The 26315-nt window shown below is 62.8% G+C and carries 23 protein-coding genes; 13 read left to right on the top strand and 10 right to left on the bottom strand.

The features are described 5' to 3' along the window. The first annotated feature begins 37 nt into the window (after positions 1–37). The 4 genes from BLT92_RS14285 (at position 38) to BLT92_RS14270 (ending at position 3885) form a co-directional block, all read left to right on the top strand. Positions 38–790 carry a class I SAM-dependent methyltransferase gene (locus tag BLT92_RS14285; RefSeq protein WP_092106599.1) on the top strand — a complete coding sequence of 251 codons (753 nt, stop codon included), beginning with the start codon at positions 38–40 and terminating at the stop codon, positions 788–790. A gap of 76 nt (positions 791–866) precedes the next feature. Continuing rightward, a complete protein-coding gene (locus tag BLT92_RS14280) occupies positions 867–1811 on the top strand; it encodes an alpha/beta hydrolase (RefSeq protein WP_092109392.1) in 945 nt (314 codons plus the stop codon). Next, positions 1808–3211, top strand: a complete 1404-nt coding sequence (locus tag BLT92_RS14275) for an alcohol acetyltransferase (RefSeq protein ID WP_092106597.1) — start codon at positions 1808–1810, stop codon at positions 3209–3211. The genes BLT92_RS14280 and BLT92_RS14275 overlap by 4 nt, the downstream gene beginning before the upstream one ends. Continuing rightward, the gene (locus BLT92_RS14270; protein WP_092106595.1) at positions 3208–3885 is read left to right on the top strand and encodes a DUF6320 domain-containing protein; all 678 of its coding nucleotides are present in this window, start codon (positions 3208–3210) and stop codon (positions 3883–3885) included. The genes BLT92_RS14275 and BLT92_RS14270 overlap by 4 nt, the downstream gene beginning before the upstream one ends. A gap of 124 nt (positions 3886–4009) precedes the next feature. On the opposite strand, the gene BLT92_RS21270 is transcribed toward BLT92_RS14270, so the two are convergent. After that, positions 4010–4396: a MerR family transcriptional regulator gene (locus BLT92_RS21270; RefSeq protein ID WP_092106593.1), complete on the bottom strand. Its 387-nt coding sequence runs from the start codon at positions 4394–4396 to the stop codon at positions 4010–4012. 54 nt (positions 4397–4450) lie between these two features. Between BLT92_RS21270 and BLT92_RS14260 the strand changes: the two genes are divergently transcribed. The 3 genes from BLT92_RS14260 (at position 4451) to BLT92_RS14250 (ending at position 7052) form a co-directional block, all read left to right on the top strand. Next, positions 4451–5434, top strand: a complete 984-nt coding sequence (locus BLT92_RS14260) for an alpha/beta fold hydrolase (protein ID WP_092106591.1) — start codon at positions 4451–4453, stop codon at positions 5432–5434. Positions 5435–5680: 246 nt separating this feature from the next. Continuing rightward, entirely contained in the window at positions 5681–6043 is a 363-nt protein-coding gene (locus BLT92_RS14255; protein WP_092106589.1) for an ArsR/SmtB family transcription factor, read from the top strand. Between the two features lies 1 nt (position 6044). After that, entirely contained in the window at positions 6045–7052 is a 1008-nt protein-coding gene (locus tag BLT92_RS14250; RefSeq protein WP_092106587.1) for a cation diffusion facilitator family transporter, read from the top strand. A 25-nt stretch (positions 7053–7077) separates the two neighbouring features. Here BLT92_RS14250 and BLT92_RS14245 read toward each other — a convergent pair whose 3' ends face one another. After that, positions 7078–7656 carry a CueP family metal-binding protein gene (locus tag BLT92_RS14245; RefSeq protein ID WP_092106585.1) on the bottom strand — a complete coding sequence of 193 codons (579 nt, stop codon included), beginning with the start codon at positions 7654–7656 and terminating at the stop codon, positions 7078–7080. Between the two features lie 119 nt (positions 7657–7775). Then, a complete protein-coding gene (galE, locus tag BLT92_RS14240; protein WP_092106583.1) occupies positions 7776–8765 on the bottom strand; it encodes a UDP-glucose 4-epimerase GalE in 990 nt (329 codons plus the stop codon). Positions 8766–9067: 302 nt separating this feature from the next. Here galE and BLT92_RS14235 point away from each other — a divergent pair, with 302 nt between their 5' ends. Further along, positions 9068–10105 carry a hypothetical protein gene (locus tag BLT92_RS14235; protein WP_092106581.1) on the top strand — a complete coding sequence of 346 codons (1038 nt, stop codon included), beginning with the start codon at positions 9068–9070 and terminating at the stop codon, positions 10103–10105. Between the two features lie 118 nt (positions 10106–10223). Here the strand turns inward: BLT92_RS14235 and BLT92_RS14230 are convergent, their stop codons facing one another. Next, complete coding sequence (locus BLT92_RS14230) at positions 10224–11294, bottom strand: baeRF2 domain-containing protein (protein ID WP_157691458.1); 1071 nt, start codon at positions 11292–11294, stop codon at positions 10224–10226. A gap of 260 nt (positions 11295–11554) precedes the next feature. On the opposite strand from BLT92_RS14230, the gene BLT92_RS14225 reads away from it, so the two are divergent. Next, positions 11555–11971, top strand: coding sequence for a ChaB family protein (locus BLT92_RS14225; protein ID WP_092109390.1), 417 nt, complete (start codon positions 11555–11557; stop codon positions 11969–11971). A 188-nt stretch (positions 11972–12159) separates the two neighbouring features. On the opposite strand, the gene BLT92_RS14220 is transcribed toward BLT92_RS14225, so the two are convergent. Further along, the gene (locus BLT92_RS14220) at positions 12160–12525 is read right to left on the bottom strand and encodes a VOC family protein (protein ID WP_092106577.1); all 366 of its coding nucleotides are present in this window, start codon (positions 12523–12525) and stop codon (positions 12160–12162) included. 310 nt (positions 12526–12835) lie between these two features. Here BLT92_RS14220 and BLT92_RS14215 point away from each other — a divergent pair, with 310 nt between their 5' ends. Continuing rightward, positions 12836–13360, top strand: a complete 525-nt coding sequence (locus BLT92_RS14215) for a Dps family protein (RefSeq protein ID WP_092106575.1) — start codon at positions 12836–12838, stop codon at positions 13358–13360. 99 nt (positions 13361–13459) lie between these two features. On the opposite strand, the gene lhgO is transcribed toward BLT92_RS14215, so the two are convergent. After that, complete coding sequence (gene lhgO, locus BLT92_RS14210) at positions 13460–14665, bottom strand: L-2-hydroxyglutarate oxidase (RefSeq protein ID WP_407922860.1); 1206 nt, start codon at positions 14663–14665, stop codon at positions 13460–13462. A gap of 685 nt (positions 14666–15350) precedes the next feature. On the opposite strand from lhgO, the gene BLT92_RS14205 reads away from it, so the two are divergent. Both BLT92_RS14205 and BLT92_RS14200 read left to right on the top strand, forming a co-directional pair. Continuing rightward, positions 15351–18167: a choice-of-anchor G family protein gene (locus tag BLT92_RS14205; RefSeq protein WP_092106571.1), complete on the top strand. Its 2817-nt coding sequence runs from the start codon at positions 15351–15353 to the stop codon at positions 18165–18167. Positions 18168–18686: 519 nt separating this feature from the next. Next, entirely contained in the window at positions 18687–20888 is a 2202-nt protein-coding gene (locus tag BLT92_RS14200) for a choice-of-anchor G family protein (RefSeq protein WP_092106569.1), read from the top strand. Positions 20889–21068: 180 nt separating this feature from the next. Here the strand turns inward: BLT92_RS14200 and BLT92_RS14195 are convergent, their stop codons facing one another. Together BLT92_RS14195 and BLT92_RS14190 are read right to left on the bottom strand one after the other, a co-directional pair. Beyond that, a complete protein-coding gene (locus tag BLT92_RS14195) occupies positions 21069–22601 on the bottom strand; it encodes a deoxyguanosinetriphosphate triphosphohydrolase family protein (RefSeq protein ID WP_092106567.1) in 1533 nt (510 codons plus the stop codon). Positions 22602–22681: 80 nt separating this feature from the next. After that, the gene (locus BLT92_RS14190) at positions 22682–23344 is read right to left on the bottom strand and encodes a hypothetical protein (protein WP_092106565.1); all 663 of its coding nucleotides are present in this window, start codon (positions 23342–23344) and stop codon (positions 22682–22684) included. A gap of 175 nt (positions 23345–23519) precedes the next feature. Here BLT92_RS14190 and BLT92_RS20645 point away from each other — a divergent pair, with 175 nt between their 5' ends. Next, entirely contained in the window at positions 23520–23693 is a 174-nt protein-coding gene (locus tag BLT92_RS20645) for a hypothetical protein (protein WP_172802604.1), read from the top strand. 9 nt (positions 23694–23702) lie between these two features. Here BLT92_RS20645 and BLT92_RS14185 read toward each other — a convergent pair whose 3' ends face one another. Together BLT92_RS14185 and BLT92_RS14180 are read right to left on the bottom strand one after the other, a co-directional pair. Next, positions 23703–24392, bottom strand: coding sequence for an aminoacyl-tRNA hydrolase (locus BLT92_RS14185; RefSeq protein WP_092106563.1), 690 nt, complete (start codon positions 24390–24392; stop codon positions 23703–23705). 97 nt (positions 24393–24489) lie between these two features. Continuing rightward, the gene (locus BLT92_RS14180) at positions 24490–26292 is read right to left on the bottom strand and encodes a thiamine pyrophosphate-requiring protein (RefSeq protein WP_092106561.1); all 1803 of its coding nucleotides are present in this window, start codon (positions 26290–26292) and stop codon (positions 24490–24492) included. Between the last annotated feature and the right edge of the window lie 23 nt (positions 26293–26315).

The raw sequence follows: 26315 nt of genomic DNA, 5'->3' as shown, positions 1-26315 counted from the left end.
CTGTACATCTGGCCCACGCCTCGACGACAATGGCTGCATGCGCTCATTCGAGGAACTTCTCACTGAGGCGCAGTCTGCCGACGTCACTGGCTGGGGCTTCGACTGGCTCAGCGACCGCGCCTCGGAAGAACGCCCACCGTGGGGCTATGGACAACTCCTCGCGCAACGTCTGTCCACCGCGACTGCTGCCCTCGACATCGACACCGGTGGCGGAGAACTCCTCGACGAAGCACCCGTACTGCCGCCTCGCATGGCCGCCACCGAGGCGTTCCCACCCAACCTCATCCATGCCCGCCGGCGACTTGCCTCTCGCGGAATCGCAGTCGTCGAGGCTGATGCTGCCAATCTGCCATACGCCAACGGCAGTTTCGATCTCGTGAGTTCCCGACACCCGGTGCGCCCCGAGTGGTCTGAGATCGCGCGAGTCCTCATCCCCGGAGGCACATACTTCGCCCAACACGTCGGACCTGCCTCGGCGATCGAACTCACCGAATTCTTCCTCGGCCCACAGCCCGAGAACGGCACAGGGCGTCATCCTGACAGCGAAGTCCGTGATGCCGAATCGGCCGGACTCACCGTGGAGACACTGCGCATCTCACGCTCCCGAATGGAGTTCCACGACATCGGCGCCATTGTCTGGATCCTGCGCAAATGCCCCTGGTGGGTCCCTGACTTCACCGTCGACGCCCACCTGCCCCGACTGCGAGATCTCGATGCCCAACTTCGCCGAGGCGAGCCGTTCGTCGCGCACTCCACTCGCCACCTCATCGTGGCTCGGAAACCTGACTGACCTGCCTCTAAGCTGGGGGCATGGAAAAATCCCCTCCCCGAACCGGCCCTCGCCAGTGAACAGGCTGTCTCGTGCGGTGTTGCGCCTGTTCGCCGCGCCCCGGCTCAACATCCGTAAGGACTATGAGAAGGTCCGTAGGATGCAGAGTCGGTTCGCCGCGCTGCTGATGCCGCCGTATCGGACGTCGCGCTGGCAGCCCCTCCCCCACGACGAGCACCTGCATGTCCCTGTCCGGTTCTTCCAGCCGAAGGTGAAGCGCCGCGAGGATGTCCTCGTCTTCTTCCACGGCGGCGGCTGGGTTACCGGTGACATCGACACGTACACTCCGGCGTGTGTCAGGATGGCGGAGCTCACCGGCTGCGCCGTCGCGTCTGTCAACTACCGTCTCGCGCCGGAGCACCCGTTCCCAGCGGGCCTGGAGGACTGCTACGGCGTCGCCCGGGTGCTGTTGGACGAACCGCATCGAGTGGGTGCCGCAGATGCCGGCCAGGTCATCCTGGTCGGAGATTCTGCCGGAGGCAACTTCGCTGCTGTGATCTCATTGCTACTGCGAGAACGCGGATATCGCCCACCGGATCGCCAGATCCTCATCTATCCGGTGACGCATTGGGACCATGATCCGGATACCTCCCCGTTCGCCTCGGTGCGCAGCCATGGCGGGGACTATCGACTCACCAACGCCGAAGTCGAAGACTACTTCGACCTCTACGTTCCCGACCGCCAGCAGCGCCGCGACCCGCATGTCGCTCCGCTGCTGGCGCCCGACCTCTCCGGCCACCCGGCCACCCTGGTGATCACTGCGGAGTTGGACCTGCTGCGCGACGAGGGTGAGGCTTACGGGCGTGCTCTGGCCGATGCCGGGAACACGGTGCAGACATATCGGGTAGAGGGGGCACTGCATGGCTTCATCTCGCTGCCCAGATTCTCCCAGTCCGTCCAAGACGCCTACGAGGTGATCAACGCATTCCTCGACGGTGACCCGGTTGAGGGCGGGCACTGCACCCCGCGGGAGGCGATATGACCCACCGGGACTGGGTGCGCCTCGACAACGCCTCCAACATCTTCCTCGCTGCTCGCAGCGCTGCCGACCCCAAGGTCTTCCGACTCAGTGCCGAGACGGATCATGACGTGAACCCGCAGTTGCTGCAGGAGGCCCTCGACGAGACATACGACCGGTACCGGCTCTACCACGCGGTGCTGCAGAGCGGTCTGTTCTGGTACTACCTGCAGGACAGCGACCTGCGCCCGCTCGTCACCCCAGAGGAACAGCACACGTGCGCCCCCATCTATCAGGCAGGTCGGCGCAATCTGCTGTTCCGCGTGATCCACCATCGCCGGCGGATCAGCCTCGAGGTCTTCCACGCGCTGACCGACGGCACCGGTGCGGCATGGTTCCTCTCGGACCTGGTGAACGCCTACAGCAGGCGGCGGTTCTCCGACTCCGACAGGACGCTGCCGCTCGAAGGCACGAGTAGAGCCGACGAGGCACCAGTCGAACCCGTGCACGCCCTGAGCATCGACAGCTTCGCGCACTACTTCCGCAGACGGCATCGCTCGCATGCTTCAGGGTCCGCTTTCAGTCGTGCAGCGGGTCCCGCCGCATTCACCGTCGATGACAGCGCACAGTCGCCTGCTGCACGCTGGAATATCAGCCGGCTGCGCCGTCGGGCGGAGAAGAAGGTCCATCATGTCCGAGGAACCCGCACTCCGGACAATCGCACGCGCGCAGTCGAGCTCACCATGCCCACGAACGCGGTGCTCGGGCTAGCGCGCGCCGCAGATGTCTCAATCACCATGTACCTGACGGCGCTGTTCTTCGAGTCGATTCGCATTTCCTCGGGCGGTCTGGGAAAGGCTCGCACCCTGGCAGCCTCGGTGCCGGTGAACCTGCGCCAGTTCTTTCCCTCGACGTCTGCACGGAACTTCTTCACCACCGTTCGCGTGGAACACACCTATGGTCAGGGAAAGGATGATCTCGGATCGATCTGCAAACAGCTCGAGAGCCAGTTCCTGCCCCAGGCAACCCAGGAGGCGTTGGAGAAGAAGCTGCGGTGGTTCATCCGGGTCGAGCGGATGCCGGGATTGCGGATCGTGCCGCGCCCACTCAAGGATGTGATCCTTGGACTGGCCAACAGCCACAGCAATCGCGGGTTGAGCGTCGCCGTCTCGAACCTCGGTCGTCTGAGCCTGCCCGAGCCGGCTGAATCACATGTGGGCCGCGTCCTGTTCCACGTCTCCGCAGTCCGGCCTCAATTCTGCGCGACGTCCCATGCAGGACTGCTCACCGTCAGCTTCACGTCGCCGTTCGTCGAAACCGATCACATCAGGGAATTCGCTCGGATGCTCACCGGTGAAGGGATCGATGTGACGGTCGCTGCGGAACGAGTCACCGAGGATGAGATCGCAGAGGGGCTATCGTGAGACGCTGCCCCACATGCTCGATCGCCATTGAAGGTGCCTGGACCCGATGTCCGCTGTGTGCTGCGCCCGCTGAGGTGGACGCTGTGGGGGACGCGGTGCCGAGTCCGCTGCCGACGGTTCCCCTCACATTCTCGAGGCGTCGGCTGCTCAGGAGACTGTTCCTGACGTCGCTCGTCGTGATCGCCGTGTCCTTCGCTGCCCAGCTCGTTCTTGGCCACCGGCCCGAAGGCTTCGGAGTCCTTCGCTCCGGTTGGCTGGGGGTGGCCGCCATGTGGCTCGTCGTCCTCATGGCGGTGCGCAAACGACGCAACGTCGCCAAGGGCACCGTGTATCTCGTCGTCCTCATCGGCCTGGCCTGCGTGTACTGGGACTACCTCACCGGTTGGCGGGCGTGGTCGCTGACGTACGCGGTGCCGATCGTCTGTGCTTCATCCATTGCCGCCCTGCTGATCATGGTCAGGGCGATGCGCTTCGAGACGACGGAGTACATCCTCTACAGCGGATTGGCGGCAATCCTGGGGCTGGCACCCATCGGTTTCCTCACGTTCGGCTGGGTCACGAACCCCCTGCCGTCGGCTGTCTGCGGTGCACTCAGCATCCTCGCTCTGGTGCTGCTGCAGCTTGCCCGGGGCCGGGAGGTCCGCCTCGAACTCGCCAAGCGACTGCATCTCTGAGCGCGGCGCACGATCTCCTCGAGAGAGTCCTCCGCCGCTCGCTGACGGGCTGAGATCGAACGCTCACCGACCCACTGGTCATTTCGCGACCTTTCAACTGGTCATTTCGCGGTATTTCAATTGGTCATTTCGCGAGGTTTCCCCGCCGCTCACCCGCATACTCCGAGCACTCTGAACAGCGGGTCATAAGGTCATGACGGCACTGACGAACATGGAGCAGAAACTTCTCAGCAGAGTCGAGCGAGGCTCGCTGCGCACGGATGGCTGAAATCCGCGCCCCGATCACGTCGGCACGTCCCGCATCACCTCGGTGAAGAACCGACCGAATCTCCGCCAGACTCATCCCCGCTCCCTGACAGGAGAGAACGATCCGACACCGCGCGAGATGCTCGGCCGCGTAGAGCCGGTGACCTGTGGCCGAGCGGCCCGGAACCACAACACCCTCGTCCTCCCAGTGCCTCAGCACATGAGTGGCGACTCCCAATTCGTCCGCTGCCTGACCTATCTTCATAACAACAGTCTGACACCTTGACTTCAGGCCAACCTGAAGTTCTAGATTCACAATATGAGTACCCGACCGACCGCGCCCGCAGACACGCCGCACACCGGCCCGACTCCCGCCAGCTCGAAGCCAACAGTGTCAACAGTGTCGACTTCGCACACTGTCACCCTGGACAACGGCACCGAGGTGGCCACCCGCATCGTCGAACCACGCCCAGGTCACAGCAGCCGCGACAGCCTCGGTGATATCGTCATCTGCCACGGAACGCCCTGGTCCTCGCACATGTGGATGCCGCTCGCCCGCGAGCTCGGCCAGCGCTTCCGGGTCCACCTGTGGGACATGCCCGGGTACGGTGAGTCCATCCCCATCCCTGACGAGTCCCCCGCCGAGGTGGGCCCGCCCGTCGATCTCATCGCCCAACGACGCCGGCTGGGAGACCTCCTCGACTATTGGAAGCTTGAGACTCCGCATGTCATCGCCCACGACATCGGCGGCGCCGTGGCACTGGGCGCGCACCTGCTCGAGGGGCTCGATTTCGCGTCGCTCTACCTGCTCGACGTCGTCACGCTCACTCCGTGGGGTTCGCCGTTCTTCCAGCTCGTCGCAGAGAACGAATCTGCGTTTGCCGCTCTCCCACCTCGTCTCCACCGTGCTCTCGTGCGCGAATACATCGCGGGAAGCGGCAGCACGGACGGGCCTTCGACACTCACCGCATCCTGGCTCGATGAGCTCACCGCACCCTGGGCCACGGCCGCGGGACAGCGGGCCTTCTACCGTCAGATCACCCAGCTCTCACCTGCGCACACGCAGCCGATCGTCGACCGCCTCGGCGAGGTCCGCTGCCCGGTGCGCATCGGGTGGGGAGATGATGATCAGTGGATCTCCGTGGAGCAGGCCGAACGACTCGCCCATGCCCTGCCCCGAGACACGGACATCACTCACTTCCCAGGCGCGGGACATCTCGTGCCGATCGAAGCACCGACGCAGTTAGCGGCCGAGGTGGCCGCCTGGCTCGAATCCTGCATCGCTGCCGCCACCGGCACGTAGTTGAGCAACTCGACGGCGCAGCGGCTGCTTCTTGTACGTATCGGGCTTCCCTGCACCTATGGCCCATACATATTGCCCAATCTGGATTCTGCGCAAATGCCCCTGCTGGGTCCCCGAATTCACCGTCGAAGCCCACCTGCCCCGACTGCGAGAACTCGATGCCCGGATTCGCCCTCCGAAGCGGGGCCGAGTTCCGCACACTCCTGTTGCATTGCTCTCACGACGCGATTATCTTATTATCTTCGTATGTACGCAGATAATAAGTCATGCACGCTCACACCTGACAGTGAGTTCGTCGATCTTGCCGTCGAAGTCTTCAGCCTCCTGGCCGATGCCACCCGCGTGAAGATCATCCTGGCGCTGCGCGATGACGAGCTCTCGGTCAATCACCTCGCCGACATCGTCGACAAATCCCCGACCTCCGTCTCGCAGCATCTGGCGCGTTTGCGGATGTCCCGGATGGTCACGACGCGACACGAGGGGACGAAGGTCTTCTACCGGCTCACCGATGAGCACGCTCGACGACTCGTCGTCGACGCCATCGAGCAGGCCGAGCACACCGTAGGACGCACCCACCACCACGCCGCGGACAGTGCAGAACGACCCTGACATGGCCGCCCCCGAGCAGCACCCAAACAGCCACAGCCATCAGCACAGCCACGATCACCATCATCCGAGCGGACTCAAAGGCGTCATCTACGGCATGTTCGTTCCGCACAGCCACGATGCCAGCGACTCGATCGACGATGCACTCGAAGCGAGCTCACAGGGGATCAGAGCCGTAAAAATCTCCCTGATCGCCCTCCTCACCACCGCCGCACTGCAGGTCACCGTCGTCGCGATCAGCGGGTCGGTGGCGCTGCTCGCTGACACCATCCACAACTTCGCCGATGCGCTGACGGCCATCCCGCTGTGGATCGCGTTCACGCTCTCACGCCGACTTCCGACGAAGAGATTCACCTACGGGCTGGGTCGAACCGAGGATCTGGCCGGCCTGTTCATCGTGGTGATGATCGCGGCCTCCGCCGCCCTCGCCGGCGTCGAATCGATCAATCGCCTCGTCGAACCACGCACGATTGACCACACGGGATGGGTGCTTGCGGCCGGAATCATCGGTTTCCTCGGCAACGAGTTCGTCGCTGTCTATCGGATCCGAGTCGGCCGGAGAATCGGATCGGCAGCGCTCGTTGCCGACGGCATCCACGCGCGAACCGACGGACTGACCTCGCTCGCCGTCGTCGCCGGAGTCATCGGAGTGTGGCTCGGTCTGCCCTGGGCCGACCCCGCGGTCGGAATCCTCATCTCCCTGGCGATCGTCATTCTCCTCATCACCACCGCCAAGGACATCGGGCAGCGCCTTCTCGACGGGATCGACCCCACCCTGACGGCACGAGCCGCCGAGGCGATTGAAGGGATTCCGCAGATCGTTGAGGTTTCACGGCTGCAGGTGCGCTGGATCGGACACCGCCTCCACGTCCACGCCGTCGTCACCACCGCCGGAGCGTATTCGCTGGCGGAGTTCGCCAGCCTTCAGCACAAAGCGGAGGCCCGAATAAGGTGTGCTCTGCCCAGCGTGGGCGAAGTCGTCCTCGCCCCGGCGGCCACCACCTCGACGTGAGTCGGCTCAGCCGCCATCGACCAAATCAGCTCAGTTGGAGGTCGGTGATGCAGGTGGCGCCGTCGTGCTTCGTCGAGAAGTCAGTCGACCCGGACTGACTGTCGGACGAAATCTCAATGGTTCCCGAGATGCCCCGAGGCACCCAGAACCCGACGAAGCCGTTGTCGAATGTTCTTGTCTTCTCATCGATGACATCTTCTCCAGTCGCGGAGTCGGTAATCGTGACCTCCACGGGTTCATCGCCCATCTCACCGAGGCAGGTCGTCAGACTGTGAAAGAAGCACTCGTGCGTCTGGTCGACGAATGGGGCGATCGAGATATAGCTCTTGCCTTCGGGCAGGTCCAGAGCCACGTCTCCCGACTCATCCGTGAGCAGCAGCTGATCGGTTCGGACCGAGGCCATGAGGGACTTCGACCTCTCGGCTGCGGGAACACGGTCGAGATGGTCGATGACCTCGGAGACGTCCATATCGCTGAGTCCGTGCTGGGACAGCAGGTCCGCAGCGGCCGTTCGTTCCGCTGGTTGTTCGGGCTCCGAAGCCCCTGTCGAGCATCCGCTCACAGCCAGAACAAGAGCCAATCCTGCCAGCACGATCTTCCGCATATCCGACCTTCTCCCACCTTCTGCCGCACGGCACAGACTGTTCTTCTACACATCGTAGTATGAACGTCTGTTAATTGTGGCATCAGCTGCGGAGATCGAAGCCTGCACCGCGGACGCAGCTACTCCTCCGGAAGCATTCCCGCGGCTTCGACGGCGCTGCGCACGATTTCGTCGAGATCGTATTCGGCCTTCCAGCTCAACAGCGCGCCGATGCGGGAGACGTCGGCGACGAGCGCTGGCGGGTCACCGGCACGACGCTCGCCCATTTCGGGCACGATGTCACGCCCAGTCGCCTCGGCGATGGCGTCGATGACTTCCTTCACCGATGCCCCGGTGCCGGTGCCCACGTTGAATACCGTCTCCGAGGTGGCGCCGGACTTCATGTAGTCCAGCGCGGCGATGTGCGCTTCGGCCAGGTCCTTGACGTGGACGTAGTCACGCACACATGTGCCGTCTGCAGTGTCGTAGTCATCGCCGAAGACGATGGGGGCCTTACCGTCGGCGATGCGGCCGAGGACGATCGGGATGAGGTTCATTACCGCGGTGTCGGCGAGCTCAGGCCAACCAGCTCCGGCGACGTTGAAGTAGCGCAGCTTCACCGCGTTGAACTTCTGCCCCCGCATGCTCGCCGAGGTGATCGCATTGTCTATCATCCATTCGCCGATGAGCTTCGTCTGACCGTAGGGGTTGATCGGCTGGCAGTCGACGTTTTCTTTGACCATGGCGACGTCGGGCATGCCGTAAGTCGCGGCCGAGGAGGAGAAGACGAGGGATTCGATGCCGGTGCGTTCGACGGCGGCGAGGACGTTCGTGAGTCCGCCGATGTTCTGGCGATAATACATGATGGGCTGCTCGACGGACTCCCCCACCTGCTTCTTCGCAGCGAAGTGGATGATCGAATCGACCGAGTGGTCCTCGATCGCGGCGACGAGACGGTCCTCGGCGTCGGAAGCGGAAAGGTCCAGGTTGACGATGGGCAGACCGGTGACTCGGTCCTCGATCCCGGTGGAGAGGTCGTCGACGATGAGTACGTCATCGCCGCGTTCGGCCAGCAGCCGCACTACGTGGGAGCCGATGTAGCCGGCTCCTCCGGTCACTAGAACGCTCATGTGCCGTCTACTCCTTCACTCGTGCTGTCGCAGCTGACGATACCCTGCGTCATCCCCACATCAGAATACGCGACCCGCTCCGTGTCGCCTCCATCCGGACAAGCGATTTCTCCAGGCCGCAGCTCACTCGATGCATCGTGGACTCACCGCATTGTCAAGACACACTGAATGCCCGGTGTGGAGTTGCTCGAAGTCGGGACAGTCGCTGTTCAAACGCCGTGATCACTGCGAGAGTGGGAATGTCGGCGATTGGCCCGTTACCTCACCCGTGAAGGACACCATGGACGAAAGCACCCTTTGCGATGCATCTGCTCCTCATCGCTGATCCCGGCCCACCGAGCCGCCGGGTCACCTCGATCAAGGACCGATTCGAAGAGCTGCTGAGGCAGAGCTTCGTTGCAGACGTCCATGTCGACTCGGTTTCCGAAACCATCAGGGTCCAAGCCGACCACCAATTGGAGATGTCGACGATCGATTCCGTCGTCAGCGGCTACCCCAGCGCCGATTTCGTCATCATGCTCACAGACATCCCCCGACACACCCAAGACAAGCCCCTGATCGCCGAGGTTCTGCCGGACAGAAGAATCGCCGTGGTCTCGAATCCGACCCTCGGCGCGGTGACTTCCAGGCGTCGCCTGCTCAGAATCTTCATGAGCTGCGCGAATCAGCTGCTGCCCGACGGTCACACCGCTCCGCAGCACAGCCTGCCGAAGCGGGGCCAGTGGTCCGCCCGAACCGATTCCGGACGCCGCACCCTGCACGCCCACTCGTTCACCGGCGGCACCCGGCTCGTACTCGGAATGACCATGGCCAACGAACCACTGCGCATGGCGCGAAAACTCTCGCGCGCCCTGGCTGCGGCGTCGGCCACCGGTGCGTTCGGCATCTTCTACAGCTCAATCTGGCAGATGTCGCACCACCTGTCGACGGCGCGCCTGATCTCCATCGGACTCATCTCGATCGCGGTGATGGTCGGGTGGCTGCTGACCGTCAACGGCCTCTGGGACAGGCCATCCAGGAAACGACTCGTCCAGGTCGTGTTCTACTACAACCTGTCGACCGTCCTCACCCTGGTCATCTGCGTGGGGGCACTCTATATCCTGCTTGTCGCGGGCATTCTGGTCGCCAGCCTCATCGTCATCGACCCGGAATTCATGGCCCAGATCATCCATCGGCCGCGAGCGGAGTTCACCAACTATCTGGACATCGCTTGGCTCAGTGCCGCGATGGGCGTTGTCGCCGGTGCCCTGGGATCGACATTCGACAGTGATGTCGACGTCAAGAACATCACCCACGCCCAACGATTACGCTCACGCGTCTACGTCGCAGACAACGGCTGAACGTTCGGGATTTGCCCGTCAGTCAGGGACCCGCCGAGGTCGATCGCCTCAACGCGATTTCCCGCACCCGACGATGTATGTGGGCACCGTCGGATGCGGGAATGCAGCCAGCCGCTGGTCAGTCCGCCAGGGCCGTTGCGGCGTCGTAGCGCAGGATCGCCGCTATTCCGTCTGCGACGTCACCGTCGACGAGGCCGACCTCGGCTGAGGAGAGAACAGCCTCGGCCAGGATCGGGCCCTCACCGTCGGATCCGACATCGTAGTTGAGGAGCACGGTCGCCACAGCCCCGCGCGAAACGGCTTGCGAGACCTTCTTCTGCCCTTCCACGGCGAGGTCGTGGGCCTTGCTGTAGGACAGGTTCTCTGTCTGTTCGCTCTGTTTCGCCTGCACATGGTCGGAGGCCAGCGACTTCAAGGCGTCATAGAGCGCCTCCTCCGCAGCGTCGTCGTCCGTGCCTCCCTGCGAGGTCTCTTCCAGAAGCTCGTTGACCCTGGTCGAAAGCTCGGCCTTCACGGCAGTTCGGCCCTGGACCTCGCCGGCAACGACGACGAGATCCGGGACACGGGCCCGAACGATCGCATCAACGTGGTCAGCAACTGCGCGAGCGTTGTCTTTGATGATCTCATCGGCACGACGCCGGATCTGATTGTGCGACATCGCCCCTTCACGAGGCGCGTGAATATCCTCATCGTTATCGCCGCTGACGAGCGACTCATCGTGCTGCTTCGCCTCATGCTGAGGTGACACCCGCAGCTCACGGATGGTCGCGCCTTCCTGGTCGGCGATGATGAGGACAACATCGACGAGGCGAACTCCTTCGCGGAGATAGGCACCCAGCTCAGGAACCCTCCCATAGTGTGCAATGTCGCCTGTGCCGAGTGCAGCGTCCCAGTGCTCGTCGAGGACGATCCCGTCTGCATTGGCAACGAGGATTCGACCATCGGTCTGGACCTCGGTGATGTCGTCAACGATCAACGCGTCGTCGAGGAGGGCCAGGAGCTCGTCCGCCGCACCGGCGTTCGCCAAGTTCTCACGGAGTTCGTCCCACCGCAGCCGCACCTGCTTCTCGGCATCGGCAGCGGGAGAGCGTCCTTCCAGATAGATGGTGGCGAAGGGCCCCTGATTGTCATATACGGTGCGCAAATTTTCGAGGTTCATCATCAGCTCCTCATCTGTCCTCGTCGGCATCTGCCGACGATCGCGGGAAGTACACAATCGGCTGGGCGACCAGGGAGAATACTCGACCCTCGCCTCGGTCGATTCACGGTGGCCCAATCAGCTCCGTTCTTCGTCGATGCCGCACATACGAGCGCTTACCTCAGACTTGCACCTATCCCAGTGCTTGTAAACACCCCGGGTGGAAGCTGAACCACTCTTACGGTGATCGTGCTTCTGGGCTATCCTGGCGACAACCGTGACCTCCACACGCGTGAGGAGATGTGGTCATCGTGCCGAAAACCACTGCATCAGGTAAGCCCAAACAGTCAGAACTGCCGTCCACGCTGAAGAAGTCGGATCAGAAGGCTCAGCGCACTTTCGCCAAGGCCTACGACTCTGCGATGGAAGAGTACGACGATGAGAAGCGTGCCCACCAGGTCGCCTATGACGCGCTGAAGCACACGTACGAGAAGGTCGGTGACAGTTGGAAGCCGAAGAAGTCCTCCGGTCCGTCTGACGCACAGAGCGCCGGCGGCAAGAACACGAACCGCAAGACCGCAGATGGTGTCGATGCGAAGGCCTCGAAGGACCATCTGTACAAGGAAGCGAAGAAACTCGACATCTCCGGTCGATCGACGATGACCAAGAAGCAGCTCGTCGACGCGCTTGAGAAGGAGAGCAACCGAGCCACCAGCAAGAGTTCCTGAGACTCGGGTGTCGATCCCCGGCTACGAGGTGCATGAGGACAACGCTGCCGCGATCGCCGCCAGCCTAGCGGCTCTGTGCAGCCAGCATAGCGTCCGCCTGGCTGTCGCCGAGTCACTCACTGGCGGCGAGCGTTGGCGCTGCTGCTGACGGCCCTCCGGAAACGCTACGAGGATTCGAGCTCTCTAGCTCATTCGAGCACGAGGCAGAACGGCCGACCGATCGGGTCGGAATAGACGCGGAAGTCCGGGTGAGCACTGGAATCGTCGATTAGTTCCCCGCCGGCCGCCAGCACAGCTGGTTCGGCATCGTCATAGGATTCGACGCGGATGTCGATGTGCACCTGCAGAGGAACGGTATTGTCCGGCCAGGTCGGGGCAATATAGTTCTCCGCTCTCTGAAACGACAAGATCTTCCTCCCCGACGGCTCGAACAGATTGACCCAATCGGCCTCTTCTTCTGGAGAGACGTAGCCGCCGAGGAGCGCTTGATAGAACTTGGCATTTTCCACGGGCGACGGACAGTCCAAAGCGGTGGTGTTCAAGGTGCCGATCATCGTCGATCCTTCTTCCCTCGTGTTGAGTCAATCCGTTGCCCATCATAGTCGGACATATCCGCGAAGGAGTCGGACATATCCGCCCTGTCTCGCGCGCTGGTGCACCCCTGCAGGACTGTCAGCCAAGTCAGACTTCATACCGCGAATCTCCTCGCTGCTCCGTGGCAATGTCTGTGAAGAAGTTCCCTCGCCCAGCCGCGCTTTCTCCGTCCAGGGGGTCAGGATTGGCCGATGGGGGCCTTACAGTTGCCCGGTTGGAGCGTTATGGTGAACATCTACTCCGAGTTCCGGAGAGATTGGAGCAAGATTCATGGCACAGTCAGTCAATGTTCCCCAACCCCACGGCTCAGAGAAGACGCAGAGAGAGAACGCCGAACAGGGTTTCGTTGCCTCTGATGCTCTGACGAAAAATCTGCAAGGTGTGCTGGTCGATTTCATCGCCCTCAGCCTCACCGCCAAGCAGGCGCACTGGAATATCGTGGGTCCGAACTTCCGCGATCTCCACCTCAACCTCGACGAGGTGGTGAGCATCGCCCGCGCCGGCAGCGACACCATGGCAGAGAGGATGCGTGCTCTCCACGCCTCGCCGGACGGCAGGCCCGCAGTCGTCGCCGAACAGACCAGGCTGCCCGAGTTCCCCGAGGGTGAGATCACCACTCATGACGCCATCGACCACATGGTCAGGATTGTTGAGACCACAGTGGCAACGATGAGGAATTGCCATGACGAGGTCGACTCCGCCGATCCGACGACGGCGGACCTCTTCCACGAGTACATGGCACAGCTCGAACAGCAGGCCTGGTTCATCAGCGCCGAGACGCGTACACCTCGGTGACCCGATGATCTGAACTGATCAGATCCCTCGCCCCATCTGCTTCTCCGGCAGGTGGGGCGTTTCGATGTTCGTGCCCCTTTCGCAGCAGACGAACGCAGCTCAGGTGCGAGCGGCGGTGTCGATGAGATGTTCGGCAATCGCCAGCGCCGAGGTGGCCCCGGGCGAGGGTGCGTTCCGCACGAACATCGTGGCTCCCGCACGATCGATGACAAAGTCATCGACCAGGGTTCCGTCCCGATTCATCGCTTGGGCACGAATTCCGCGGGTGGCACGGTGCCCGTCGGCACCGTCGAGAGAGGGAACGTAGCGGGCCGCCTCGGCGACGAACTTCTTACTGGAGAGCATGCCTGCGATCTCGCGAGCAGCCGTTGCCATGTTGCCGGCGGCGAATCTCCAGAATCCGGGATCCGTGGCCACGGTCAGCGAGTCCGATATGTTGAGGCCAAGGCCCTTGTAACCTTCACGGGAGAAAGACAGGAAGGCATTGGGCCCGATCATGAGCCCGCCGTCGATGCGTCGGGTCACGTGCACGCCGAGGAATGGGTACTTCGGGTCCGGGACGGGATAGATGAGTCCGTTGACGTCGTCGTTGAAGCGCGGCTCGAGGATGTAGTACTGACCGAAGAACGGCACCACCGTCGGGTTCTTCGCCTCTCCCGAACGTGCGGCCAGCCGATCGGCCTGCAGCCCGGCGCAGACGATGACCTGGTCGTATTCCTGTGAGTCGACGCTTGAGTGCACGATGGCCGAACTGCCCTTGGCTCCGCTTCGTTGTTCAATCCTCCTCACCCCGGTGGAGAAACGGACGCGGCCTCCAGACCGGCGGAAGTCTGCGACGAGGGCTTCGGTCAGGCCGCGGTAGTCGATGATTCCGGTGTGGGGTGAGTGCAGCGCGGCGATGCCCTCGGCATTCGGTTCGACTTCGACGAGCCCGTCTCGGTCCAGGAGTGCAACGTCAGGGACCTCGTTGGCTCGGGCGCGAGCGTGGATTCCATGCAGCCTTTCCACTTCAGGGTCGTTGGTCGCGACGACGACCTTTCCGCACTCCTCATAGGCAACATTGTGCTCGCGGGCGAAGTCGAGGAGCAGTGAGACTCCTCGACGGCAGAGCCGGGCTTTGAGACTTCCGGGCTCATAGTAGAGGCCCGCGTGGACGACACCGGAGTTGTGTCCGGTCTGGTGGGCGGCCGGATGATCTTCCTTCTCATACAAGGTGACGTCGGCACCGTCGTATTTCCGGATCAGCCCGCGGGCCACGGCCGAGCCGATGATCCCCGCGCCGATGACGGCGAAACGCTTCCTCACGCCCACACTTCAACCCTTCGTCTGCTGCTGCGGATACTTTGACACTATTTCGGCCCTTTGCACCGCGCAAGCAGCCAACTACCAGCGTTCTTCAAGTTCACGAGCGGTCTGCTTGATCACGGAATGGCCGCAGTTCGTCCGACATGTCGCGGTCTGGTCTCGTTCCCCACAAATTTGTCATGATTTCAATTACCGAACAGTCACCGACGTAGTGACCAACGAATGACTATCCCGCGGCGATTCCCGGGAACTTTCTTGCGTCGCATACAACGCTACGTATCAAAATCAGCACGCCCAGCAGCGCCCACAGACAATGCCCTGATCTCGCACGACACCCGTAACCGCAGGCCAGAAGGCAGCTAGACTCAGAGGATTCCCTGATCTGGAACTACAGAACTATCGAATCCAGCTCAGTTTCCTCCTGCAGAATCTTCATGAATCCGCTGAAGATCTCCTCTTTGCGAGTGTAACGAGATCATAACTTTATCCGTGATTTTGTGATTACTTTTTCGTGACTACGTATTGTTGTGAGGGATCTGCCAGGAGACTGCCTGTTTCCATCCAGCGGATGTACAAGTTTCAAACGATGTGGAGAACCATGAAGATGCTCCGAGGCCGGCAATCTACCGGTCGTAAAATTGCTGTCGGAGGCGTTGCCGCCGCTACAGCGCTAGGGCTCACCCTGATGACGACGTCACCAGGGTCCGCCGAAGAACAGAACCCCAACGAAGACGCCGAAGCATTCGGTCAGCTCATCGATGCTGATCTGCTTGATGCGCAGGCCGTCGAAGCTCTATCTGCTTACAGCAGCTCCCCTTCGAGCGAAGAAGCGGACACCACTCCGCTCAACCTCGAAGCTCTCCAGACTCTCGGGATTGAACTGCCCGGCCTGGATATTCCCCTGATCGGCGAAGAAGGCGGAGACGGTCTGCTGGATCTCGGCGAGGCGGGAGCGCTCAATGCTTACGGCCATGCCCCGGCATACAACGAGGCCAAGGCTAGTGCTGGCGCAGTCGGTTCCGACGGTGCTCTCAACCTCGATGAGATCAACAATGGAGACTTCGGCAACGCCAAGGTCGACCTGACCTCCGTTCTCGGCCAGCTCGGCCTGGATGGAATCACCGACCAGATCGTCGACGAACTCAGCCTGGAGCTCGGGGCAATCGCCTCTACCGCTGACAGCAACGGCGAAGCCGACAACTCCGAGTACGTTGTAGCCGACGGCATTCTGACTGTTTCCAGCCCTGCGGTTGGAGAGATCTCGGGTGCGCTCACCGAAGTAGTCGACGGCACCGGCGCAACGCTTGAAGAGGCCATCGGCGACGAGGGCCTGGTCAATGACTTGGCCGCCATCGGCGTCAATGTCGATATTCCGTTGGTCGCCTCCATCAACATAGGCGGAGAAGACACCACCGTGTCCGTTGACGTCCGCGACGCCCTCAACAGCGTCGTCGAAAACGTCATCAACGAAAAGCTTGAAGACGAATCGGGCATCGTCTCGATCGACCTCGAGACCGGCGACATCCAAATCGATCTCGCAAAAATTGTTGAGGGTGGAAACGGTGAAGACCTCAACGGTCTCGACCCGAACACCCAGGTCCTGACTTCGGACACCATCTCGAAGATTACAACCGCAGTGGCCGACGCCCTGGGCGAACTGAGCGGCAAGGTCACGGAAACCCTGACAGATGCTCTCAACGACGTGCATCTCGTGATCGATCTGCCTGCCAACGCCACACTGGCCGGAGCCACCCTGGCGACCGGATCCGTAACCGTCGACGCCACCCTCGGACAGCTCGCCGGAACCGGCGAAGGCGATCCGGAGATCTCCAGCGATCTCAGTGTCGCAGGACTGCCACTCGGCGAATTGTTGACCGAAATCACAGAGCCACTGCTTACTCAGTTGCTCGCCATCACCGAGCCCCTCATCGGCGGAATCCTCACGGCGACCGTCGAAGAGCTTTCCACCGGCGTCACCGACATCGTCGATCCGATCCTCACCAGCCTCGACCCCCTGTTCGAAGGACTTAACCAGGTCGTCGATCTGACGATCAACGAGCAGCCGACGCTGAAGGACCAGGAAAGCCAGGTCAAGGGCAACAACGGTCCTGGCTTCACCGTCAGTGCTGTCAGCCTTGAACTGCTCCCGGCTGCTGAAGCGGTCGACGTCAACCTCGCCTCTTCTTCGGTCCGCGCGACCGCTGAAGCACCAGAAGAGCCAGGCGACGAAGATGCGAACACCAACGCTGCAGCTTCGGCAGCAGCCTCGGCAGACGCTGACGATGACTCCAACGCTTCGGCACAGGTAGCAGCTCAGGCTGCAGCCCAGGCCGATGCCAGCACGGACGAAACAGCAGCAGCCGACGCCTCGGCAGAAGCCGCAGCTGAGTCAGCAGCAACCGAGGATGCATCCTCGGAAACCTCCGCTGATGCGACCACCGAGACCAACGCCTCGGCAACCACAGCAGCAGAGGCAGCGTCCAACGCTGACAACACCGACGCAACCAATGCAGACGCCACTGCTGCGGCAGACGCTGATCCGGCAGCAGCCGCCAGCGTTGCGTCGAACGCCGATTCGTCTTCGGCAGCCTCGGCCACCGCCGCGGCTGATGCTGATGACTCGGCAGTGGCTGACGCGTCGAACGAATCTGATGTGAACGCCAATGCTTCGGCCTCGGCATCGGCTTCGGCAGACGCTGACAACAACGACAATGCCGTTGCAGAGGCAGCTGCTCAGGCAGCCGCTACAGCTGACGCCGAGACCACAGCATCAGCAGCTGCGGACGCCTCCGCGGAAGCGGCAGCAGAATCCGCAGCAACTGAAGATGCAACTTCCGACACCTCAGCTGATGCGACCACCGAGACCAACGCCTCGGCAACCACAGCAGCAGAGGCAGCAGCAATGGCCGACGCCACCGAAGAGGCCAACGCAGACACCTCTGCAGCGGCAAACGCCAACGCGGCAGCAGCAGCTGCAGTTGCCTCGAACGCAGATTCGTCCAACGACGCTTCGGCCGAAGCAGCAGCCGACGCCGACGGAGCAGAAGCTGACTCCGCCGCAGAAGCCGACGACTCCACCGCCGACACCACTGCCGCGGCAGATGCGGACGGAGCGGAAGCTGAAGCTGACGTCGACGGTGCCGAAGCAGAAGCCTCGGCGTCTGCTGACGCCGATCCGGAAGGTGCTGCATCCGCTGATGGTGCAGAAGCCAACGCTTCGTCGGATGATGACGCTGACCAGGCATCTGCTTCCGCAGATTCCGATCAGTCCGCTTCATCGGACTCCGAGTCCTCGGCCAGCTCCTCGAGCCAGGCGAACGCTTCGGCCGCCTCGGCCGGTGCCAGCACGAACGCCTCGGGCAGCAGCGACGGCGGAGATCTGCCACGGACAGGTGCCGACGGCGCCCTGACCATGGTCGGCTTCGCAGCCCTGCTCATCGCAGGCGGTGCAGCGGTGGTCTTCGGAACACGCCGCTACCGCGCCTCGGCCGGTCAGCACTGATACACAAGACACTCAGCCACTGAGCTGAGAGCCTGAGCGGCGGGGTCGGAGTGACAACTCCGACCCCGCCGTTTTACGTTCCTGACCTGCAATTATTCGTTACTCACAGGTAATTAACGACACGCCCCCTGTGACAATCTCGTCATATTACGTACCGTGACTCGGGCCAGAGACGAGGGACTTTAGTTCGACCAAAAGTATCGTCGTTCCACGCTTTGAGACAAAAGGGTTCCTGCCCGTGAAGGGCGCACCGAGCGCGATCCCCACCATCACGGGGAACGGCCCCACCTACACCAAAAATGCTCTCAGCGACAGCTCTCGACGAGGTTCACCCATCATTCATCTTCCCGGCCGACCCCTGCGAACACGTTCTCCCCGTTACGTCTTCGTTATGTTTCACATTACTTTCGCATTATTTGTCAATGACCTTGTAGGGTGAATTTCGTTCGGCCGGAAATCATCATGGAACCTTGCAAGCAACTACCGACGGTCGATCCTCACAAATGGAAGTGGAGAAGTATGAAGAAGCTCCGTAACGGGCAGACGCCCGTGCGTAAGATCGCGGTTGGTGGCGCAGCCGCAGTCACCGCTCTGGGACTCACCGTGATGGTCACGTCACCCAGCGCAGCAGCCATCGAGCAGGACCCGAACGAAGATGCTGAGGCGCTTGGCCAGCTGGTCCAGTCGGATCTCCTCGACGAGCAGCTCGTCGATGCCGCTGGCGCATACAGCAGCTTCCCCAGCAATCCGGAGGAAGCCAAGACTCCTCTCAACGCAGAAGCGCTGAACGCAATCGGTCTTGACCTCGGCAATGGTGTCTCCCTCCCGATCGTCAGCCAGCCTGACGGCGACGGACTCCTCAAGCTCGGCGAGGCAGGCGCACTCAACTCCTACGGTTACGCACCGTCAGCAGACAGCGCCAAGGCCAGTGCCGGCGCAGTCGGCAAGGATGGCGCGCTCAACATCGACGACATCAACAACGGAGACTACGGAAACGCCGAAGTCGACCTCACCCAGGTGCTGGGCCAGGCCGGTCTCGACGGAGTCACCGACAACATCGTCGACGAGCTCTCCCTGTCACTGGGCGCCGTTGCATCGACTGCCGAGGCAAAGGGATCAGGCGACGCCTCCTCCGAATACGCTGTGGCTGACGGAGTCCTCACGCTCTCCAGCCCCGCAGTCGGCGGACTCTCCGACTCCCTCAACGAGGTCGTCGACGGTGCCGGTGGCGCACTCGAAGACGTCATCGCCGAAGAGGGCCTCGCCGACAAACTGGGCAAGGCCGGCATCGACATCAACACCGGCGTTGCCAACCTCAAGCTCGGCGGCGAAGAAACCACCGTCAGCGTTGAGACTCAGGACGCTCTCAACAGCGTCGTCGAGAACGTCGTCAACGAGAAGCTCGAGGACGAAGCAGGAATCGTCTCGATCGACCTCAAGAACGGCGACATCAAGATCGACCTCGCCAAGGTCGTCAAGGGTGAGAACGGGGAGGACCTCAACAGCCTCGATCCCAACACCCAGGTGCTGACCTCCGAGACCATCGGAAAGATCACCGACGCAGTAGCCGATGCCCTCGGGGCCCTGAGCGGTAAGTTCAATGAGACCCTCAAGGATGCGCTCAACGACGCTCACGCCAAGATCTCCCTGCCTGCCGAAGGTTCGGTAGCGGGCATCCCGGCTAACGGCAAGATCGACATCGACGCCACCCTCGGCCAGCTCGCCGGCACCGGCGAGGGCGATCCGGAAATCTCAACTGATCTCGACGTCGCCGGAATCGAACTCGGCGACCTGATCAACTCGATCACCGGTCCCCTGCTCGAAGGTCTCCTGGGAGTCACCGAGCCGATCATCGGCGAAATCCTGAACTCCACCGCTGATCAGGTCACCGGCGGACTCACCGACGCCGTCGATCCGATCCTCTCCGGTCTCGATCCTGTCTTCGAGGGCCTCAACAAGGTCGTCGATCTCACGATCAACGAGCAGCCCACAATGAAGGACCCCGCTGAAGACAGCAACGTCAAGGGCACCGACGAAGATGGCTTCACCGTGAACGCCGTCAGCCTCGAGCTCCTGCCGGGCGGCGTGCCCGCAGCCAACGGTGCTCAGGCAGCACCTCAGGCTGCAGACGCAGTTGCTGACATCAACCTGGCCTCCTCCTCGGTCCGTGCGACCGCGGCTGACGAAGCACCGGGCGACGATGCAGATGCAGATGACTCCGCTTCCGCTGATGCCGATGACTCGGCCTCCGCTGATGCCGATGACTCGGCCTCCGCTGATGCAGACGATTCCGCAGCAGCCACCGCAGATGCTGATGACTCAGCCTCGGCTACCGCTGATGCAGACGACTCGGCTGCTGCCAACGACGAAGCAAACGCCTCGGCTGATGCCGACGACTCGGCTTCGGCAACTGCTGATGCCGACGATTCCTCGGCTGCCAACGCAGACGTGAATGCTTCGGCCAACGCGGATGACTCCGCTGCTGCCACCGATGATGCCAACGCTGCCGCTGCCAGCAACGACGATGCCAACGCATCGGCGAATGCCGACAACGACGCGAACGCCAGCGATGATGCCAATGCATCGGCTGCTGCTGACGGTGGCGACCTGCCCCGCACCGGTGCCACCGGCACCTGGGCAATGGGCGGCCTCGCTGCTCTGCTCATCGCCGGCGGTGGAGCTGCGATCTACCTGACGCGCCGTCACCGTGCAGGCCTCTGAGACTGACGTCTCATGAACGTCTGAGCGGCTGATACCGCAGTAAAGGCGGGGTCGGAGTGAAAACTCCGACCCCGCCTTTCGTCTGCCTGAAATGTCTGACGGAAACCGTCGGCAGGCCTCGGACCGCCCATTCCGGTGGACAGACCAAGAAGCCTTCACACCGACGCAGAGCTCACGCGGTCACAGTCCGCGTCCGGCCTCCCACGGTTCTTCCGAGGCACCGGTGATCAGGGCATTGACGGACATGGCCTGCGCATCGGTGAAGGACGCGATGTAGTCCACGACCGCCCGGGCACGTCCCAGCCGGATGATCGCACTGGCGCCCTCCTCGCCGAGGCTGTCCGGATCCCTGTCATAGAGCTCCCGATATTCCTGCGTGGCGGCTTCCACGGAGTCAAGCAGACGCCGGGGAATCCGAGTCGCCTCGTCTGGGTCGCGCAGCCACTCGTGGAACCCTTCCACCAAGGAGGCGATGATCCGCGTCTGCCCGCGCTGATACACGGCCAGGTCGGAGCGTTCGAGGACGAACCGAGAGTGGACGAACTTCAGCACCACCACGTCATGCCAGGTGGCATCGGACAGGCGCACGTGTCCGCTGCGGACATGCGGTTCGTCGTCAACGACGATGGAGGCCTTGAGCCGGTCGATCCACCTCCGAGTGAACGCAGTGACGGCCCGGTCTGCCTCCAGCCCCCCGTCATAGGGCACAGCCAGCAGACCCTCGACAAGATCCCGGTTGACGCGCTGGACCGACTGGCGGAACGCATCCTCGTCGGCAATCCACGGATCCTTCTCCTGAATGTGACGCCACATCGACTCCAGAGCATGACCGGGCCGGCGCCGATCCAACTCCGCATTGTCCAACCGGCCGAGCTCACGGCAGTCACTGAGCCACCGCCCCATCTCCGCAGACACACTGGTGTACTGGAGGACGTTGGACCGGTAGAAGTCGTCGAGGTCATGGACCGCGTAGGCGATGTCATCGGCGACATCCATGACCGAACACTCCAGGGTCTGCTGATACCCACCGATGCGCGGAAACGCCGACAGCGCATCGTGCATCTCCGCAATCTCAGGCATGTACGCGGAGAACTTCATCGCTCCCTGCGACACTTCATCGCCGACGCCCCGCGGCATCTCGGCCGAACTCAGCCGCTGCTGCTGCGTCCAATCGCTGCGCGCCCACGGATATTTGAGGACCGCAGCCTTGACCGCCCGGGTCAGATTGAGTCCACGCGCGGTGGCGTCACAGCTGTCGAGCGCTGTGAGGATGCGGAAGGTCTGGGCATTGCCCTCGAAACCGTCGGGCAGGTGCAGCACCGTGCGCGCCACACGATCGAGCTCTTTCTCGCCGAGGTGGCCGAACGGAGGGTGGCCCAGATCGTGGGCTGCGGCGGCAGCCTGAACCACCACCGGATCGCATCCGCCGAGTTCGCTCAGCAGCGTTTGCGTGCGTTCGTCGGAGTTATTCAAGGTGATGGCGATCGACCTGGCCACGGCGGAGACCTTGAGCGAATGCGTCAACCGGTTGTGGATGACTGTGCCCGAGCCCGCCTGCGGGATGACCTGAGTCACCGCCGCCAGCCGTGAGAAGAAGGGGGAGAAACGGATCCGCTCGATATCGACACGGAACTCGTCCTCGCCAGGTTGACCCGCCTCGGCGACGTCACGGGTCCGTCCACCGTCGTTGTGAAGTTTCAGTCTCTCCGTCATGATGGACCCAGCCTACAGAATCGCCGACCAGGCAGGGTGGGGCAAGACGGAGAGACTTGGGCAGTGCCCCTCGCCAAGGGTCAGTCCCGGCGTTTGACGGTGTTGCGCCCAGTGATCGCCAACCAGGTTCCGGCAGCCGTCATGACCACACCGGCGATCGCCATGACAATGTCGCCGACGCTGGTAACACCCTCGCTGACCAGCACGGAGGCGACTGCGACGAGACCGGCGAGACCGAACACAGCCACAGCGACGCCGATGATCCTCAGCGTCTGCTGGCTCCGTCCGCGCAGGAGGATGAGCAGGTAGCCGCCGAGGAGGCCCAAAGACCCGACACCGATGGCAGCCTTGAGGACCTTCTGGTTGGGATCATCGCCGGCGGTGACCAGGCAGAAGACGCCCAAACCGCCGAGGAATGCCACCGGCAGCCCGAACATCAGGATCAGAGTCTCGACAGTGGTGACGAATGTGTGCAACGGGTCCCTGACGCTCAGGTCCTCAGATGGGATTCGTGCCTGTGTGAGGGCAACCGACTCTGAGTCGCGTTTCTGCTGACGCTTGAGCCTGCGTTCGTGCCGGACGTGAACGGTGATCGTGAAGATCGGCCACGCGATGAGAAGCAGGAAGCCGAGCATCGCCAGCGGCAGCCCGAGGCCGGGCAGGACGTCCCGCAAAGATGCGCCGATGACGATGAGGAGTCCGCCGGGGAAGAGCATGCACACCAGCTGGCCTTTGAATCCCACCCGGGCACCACGATCCTCTCGTCCACACGGCCCTCCGGTGAGTGGCCTGGCACAATGCTAGCCGCTGGTCGCCTCGGCAGGGGCACCGGCCACCTTCGCGCGAACACTGCGCAGAAGTCCTTGAGACTCAGGTCACAGTGGCGTAGCGTCATAAGCACGACAGGAGGTGAGTTCGATGACTGGAGTCAACGAAGATTTCTACCAGCCGGGGACCCACCCGGGCGACATCATCGACGTCTGGGATGAGGAAGCCGGGGAGATGGTCAAGCACATGATCATCCTCGACGAATTCGGAAACGGCACGAAGACTCGTCCCCTGGACGAGATGGACCAGGTCGAGGAGGAGTAGCCTCTCCCGTCACCACCACGCGCGAACGGTCTCGGTGGGACCGTCAACCTCGGTGAAGCCCGCGTCGACGACGCTCACCGGCCGGTTGCCTTTCGCCCATTCGGCCTTCGTCGGTGTGATCACGCGCAGACTGAATCCGTTTTCGCGCCACCGGTCGCGAGCCTCGGCGGGCATCTGCTCATAGGCCAGCTGTGCCCCATGACCGCACTGTGCTGCGGCCTTCCCCGTCGTCAGCGTCACCAGCGGTGAGAGTTCGATCGTCACGACAGCCTCGGCGGCGGGAACGGATGAACTTCCCTCGTCGGGGAATTCGGTGCCGCCCACCTGCAGCTTCTTCAGCTCCTTCGGCAGCGGTTCGACCGGTCCAGGAGGGAACACGAACGCCTCGGCCGGCCCGAAGTCGTCCGTGCCGCCGAACGTGACCTCGACGCAGCCCAATGCCCGCGCGTCATCGAGTTTCTGACCATCGCCTCGGCGGACGACCTTGCGGATCGCACCATCACGCCAGTACTCGACGGCCTCATGCCACGGGCCTTCAGGCTGTGAACGAGGGTCATCGAGGAAGGCGACCACGGCTCGGGCGGTGGCTTCGACGACATCGATATGGCGGGCGATGTTCGTCTTCGACCGCCGGACCACGATCGGCAGGGACCACGGGATCTCGTGGTCGTATTCGTGTCTGCGCATGTGCTCGGTCATGGTGACAATACTAGCCAGGGCGAGCGCACCGGCGGAGTTCTCGGCTCAGTCCTGGGGTGCGCGTGCCTGACCCGCTGTGCCTGTCGTGGAGGCGACCTCAGTCATCGTTGGTCAGGCCCATGCGGGCGAAGAGTCGAGCCGCGGCAGCACGCGAACTCTGATTGACGACGCGCCCCATCTCGGGGTCGCCCGACAGCAGCGATTCGGCGAGCCCTTGTGCCTGAGCAACTGCGATGTGTGCGGGCAGCGGTGGTGTGTTGCGGTCACATCTGACGTCGAGGATGACCGGACGGTCGGCACCGAATGCTTCGTCGAAGGCCGGACCGATGTCGTCTGGCCTCTCCACCCGGATGCCCTTGAGTCCGAGCATCTGCGCATAGCCGGCATAGTCCATCGGCTCCACCATCTGCGCCGTGTCCCACCGCGGATCTCCGGCCTCGCGCATCTCCCAGGACACCTGGTTGAGGTCACCGTTGTTGATGATGAGCACGATGAATGAGGGGCTCGCCCATTCTTTCCAGTGACGTTTGACCGTGAGCATGCCGTTCATCCCCAGCGTCTGGAAGGCACCGTCGCCGATGGTGCACACCACGGGCCGCTCGGGGTGCGCGAATTTCCCTGCAATGGCATATGGCATGGCTGCCAGCATTGACGCCATCCGGCCGGAGAGGTTGCCCATCTGGTTGCGGCCGAGTTCGATGTGGAAGCCGTACCAGTCGGCCGTGCTTCCGGCGTCGGCGGTGATGATGGCGTTGTCCGGCAGCTTCTTGTTGAGGGATACATAGACGCCGCGGGGGTTGATCGGGTCGGCTTCGGTCTCTGCCACCCGCGTGTTCTCCTTCGTCCAGTCCTGCTGTTGGCTGGCGATCTTCTGCTGCCATTCGGTGTTGTGCTGGTCCAGATGCGGCACCAGGGCTGCCAGTGTGGTCAACGCATCGCCCCATAGGTTCACCTCGGTCGGGTAGCGGATTCCGAAGTGCCGCGGGGACAGGTCGATCTGGACCGCTCGAGCCTGACCGGTCGGCGGCATGAATTCCCCATAGGGGTAGTTCGTGCCGACCATGAGCAGGGTGTCGCACTTCTGGATCATGTCGTAGCTCGGTCGTGAACCCAGAAGTCCCAGCTGCTGGGTGTGATAGGGCACGTCGCCCGGCACCACCTGTTTTCCCAGGAGTGTGGTGATGACACCGGCGCCGAGGCGATCGGCGACCGCGAGCACCTCGTCGGTTGCTCCGATGGCGCCCTGCCCCACGAGCATCGCGACCTTCTCCCCATCGTTGAGCACCTGTGCGGCCCGGGCCAGGGCATCGTCGTCGGGCCGCAACCGGTCCTCGGCAAAGCCGATGCCGCTGCGGGAGACGAAATGGTCCACCGTGGGCTCTTCCATGTCCATGGTTTGGATGTCGGCGGGCAGGACTACGACGGCCGGCCCGCGGTAGGCCTTCGCCATCCGCACAGCCTTGTCGAGGACGAGTTGGGCATGCATGGGTGTGGCCACGGGCTGGACGAAGACGGCGGCATCGGCGAACATACGTTCGAGGTTGATCTCCTGCTGGAATTCGGTGCCCAGCGACACCCGCGCTTGCTGGCCGACGATCGCGACGACCGGTGCGTTGTCTCCCTTGGCGTCGTAGAGACCGTTCATCAGGTGGATGGCCCCGGGCCCGGAGGTCGAGATACAGACACCGACGTCGCCGGTGAACTTCGCGTGGGCGGTGGCCATGAACGCCGCTTCCTCTTCGTGGGTAGGCCGAACATAGCGGAAGTCCTTGCCGTCGCGCTGGGCGCGACCCATGGCGCCGTCGAAGCCGCCGATGCCGTCGCCGGGATAGCCGTACCACTGGTGCAGGCCCCACTCGATGAGCCGATCGATGATGAAGTCGCTGACTGATGTCGCCATGGCAATCACCTTCGCTAGTCTGT

The organism is Brevibacterium picturae, assembly GCF_900105045.1.
In the GTDB taxonomy this organism is placed as follows: Bacteria; Actinomycetota; Actinomycetes; order Actinomycetales; family Brevibacteriaceae; genus Brevibacterium; species Brevibacterium picturae.
Note: the sequence above shows the minus strand (reverse complement) of the source record. Positions and strands in the feature narration are given on the sequence as shown.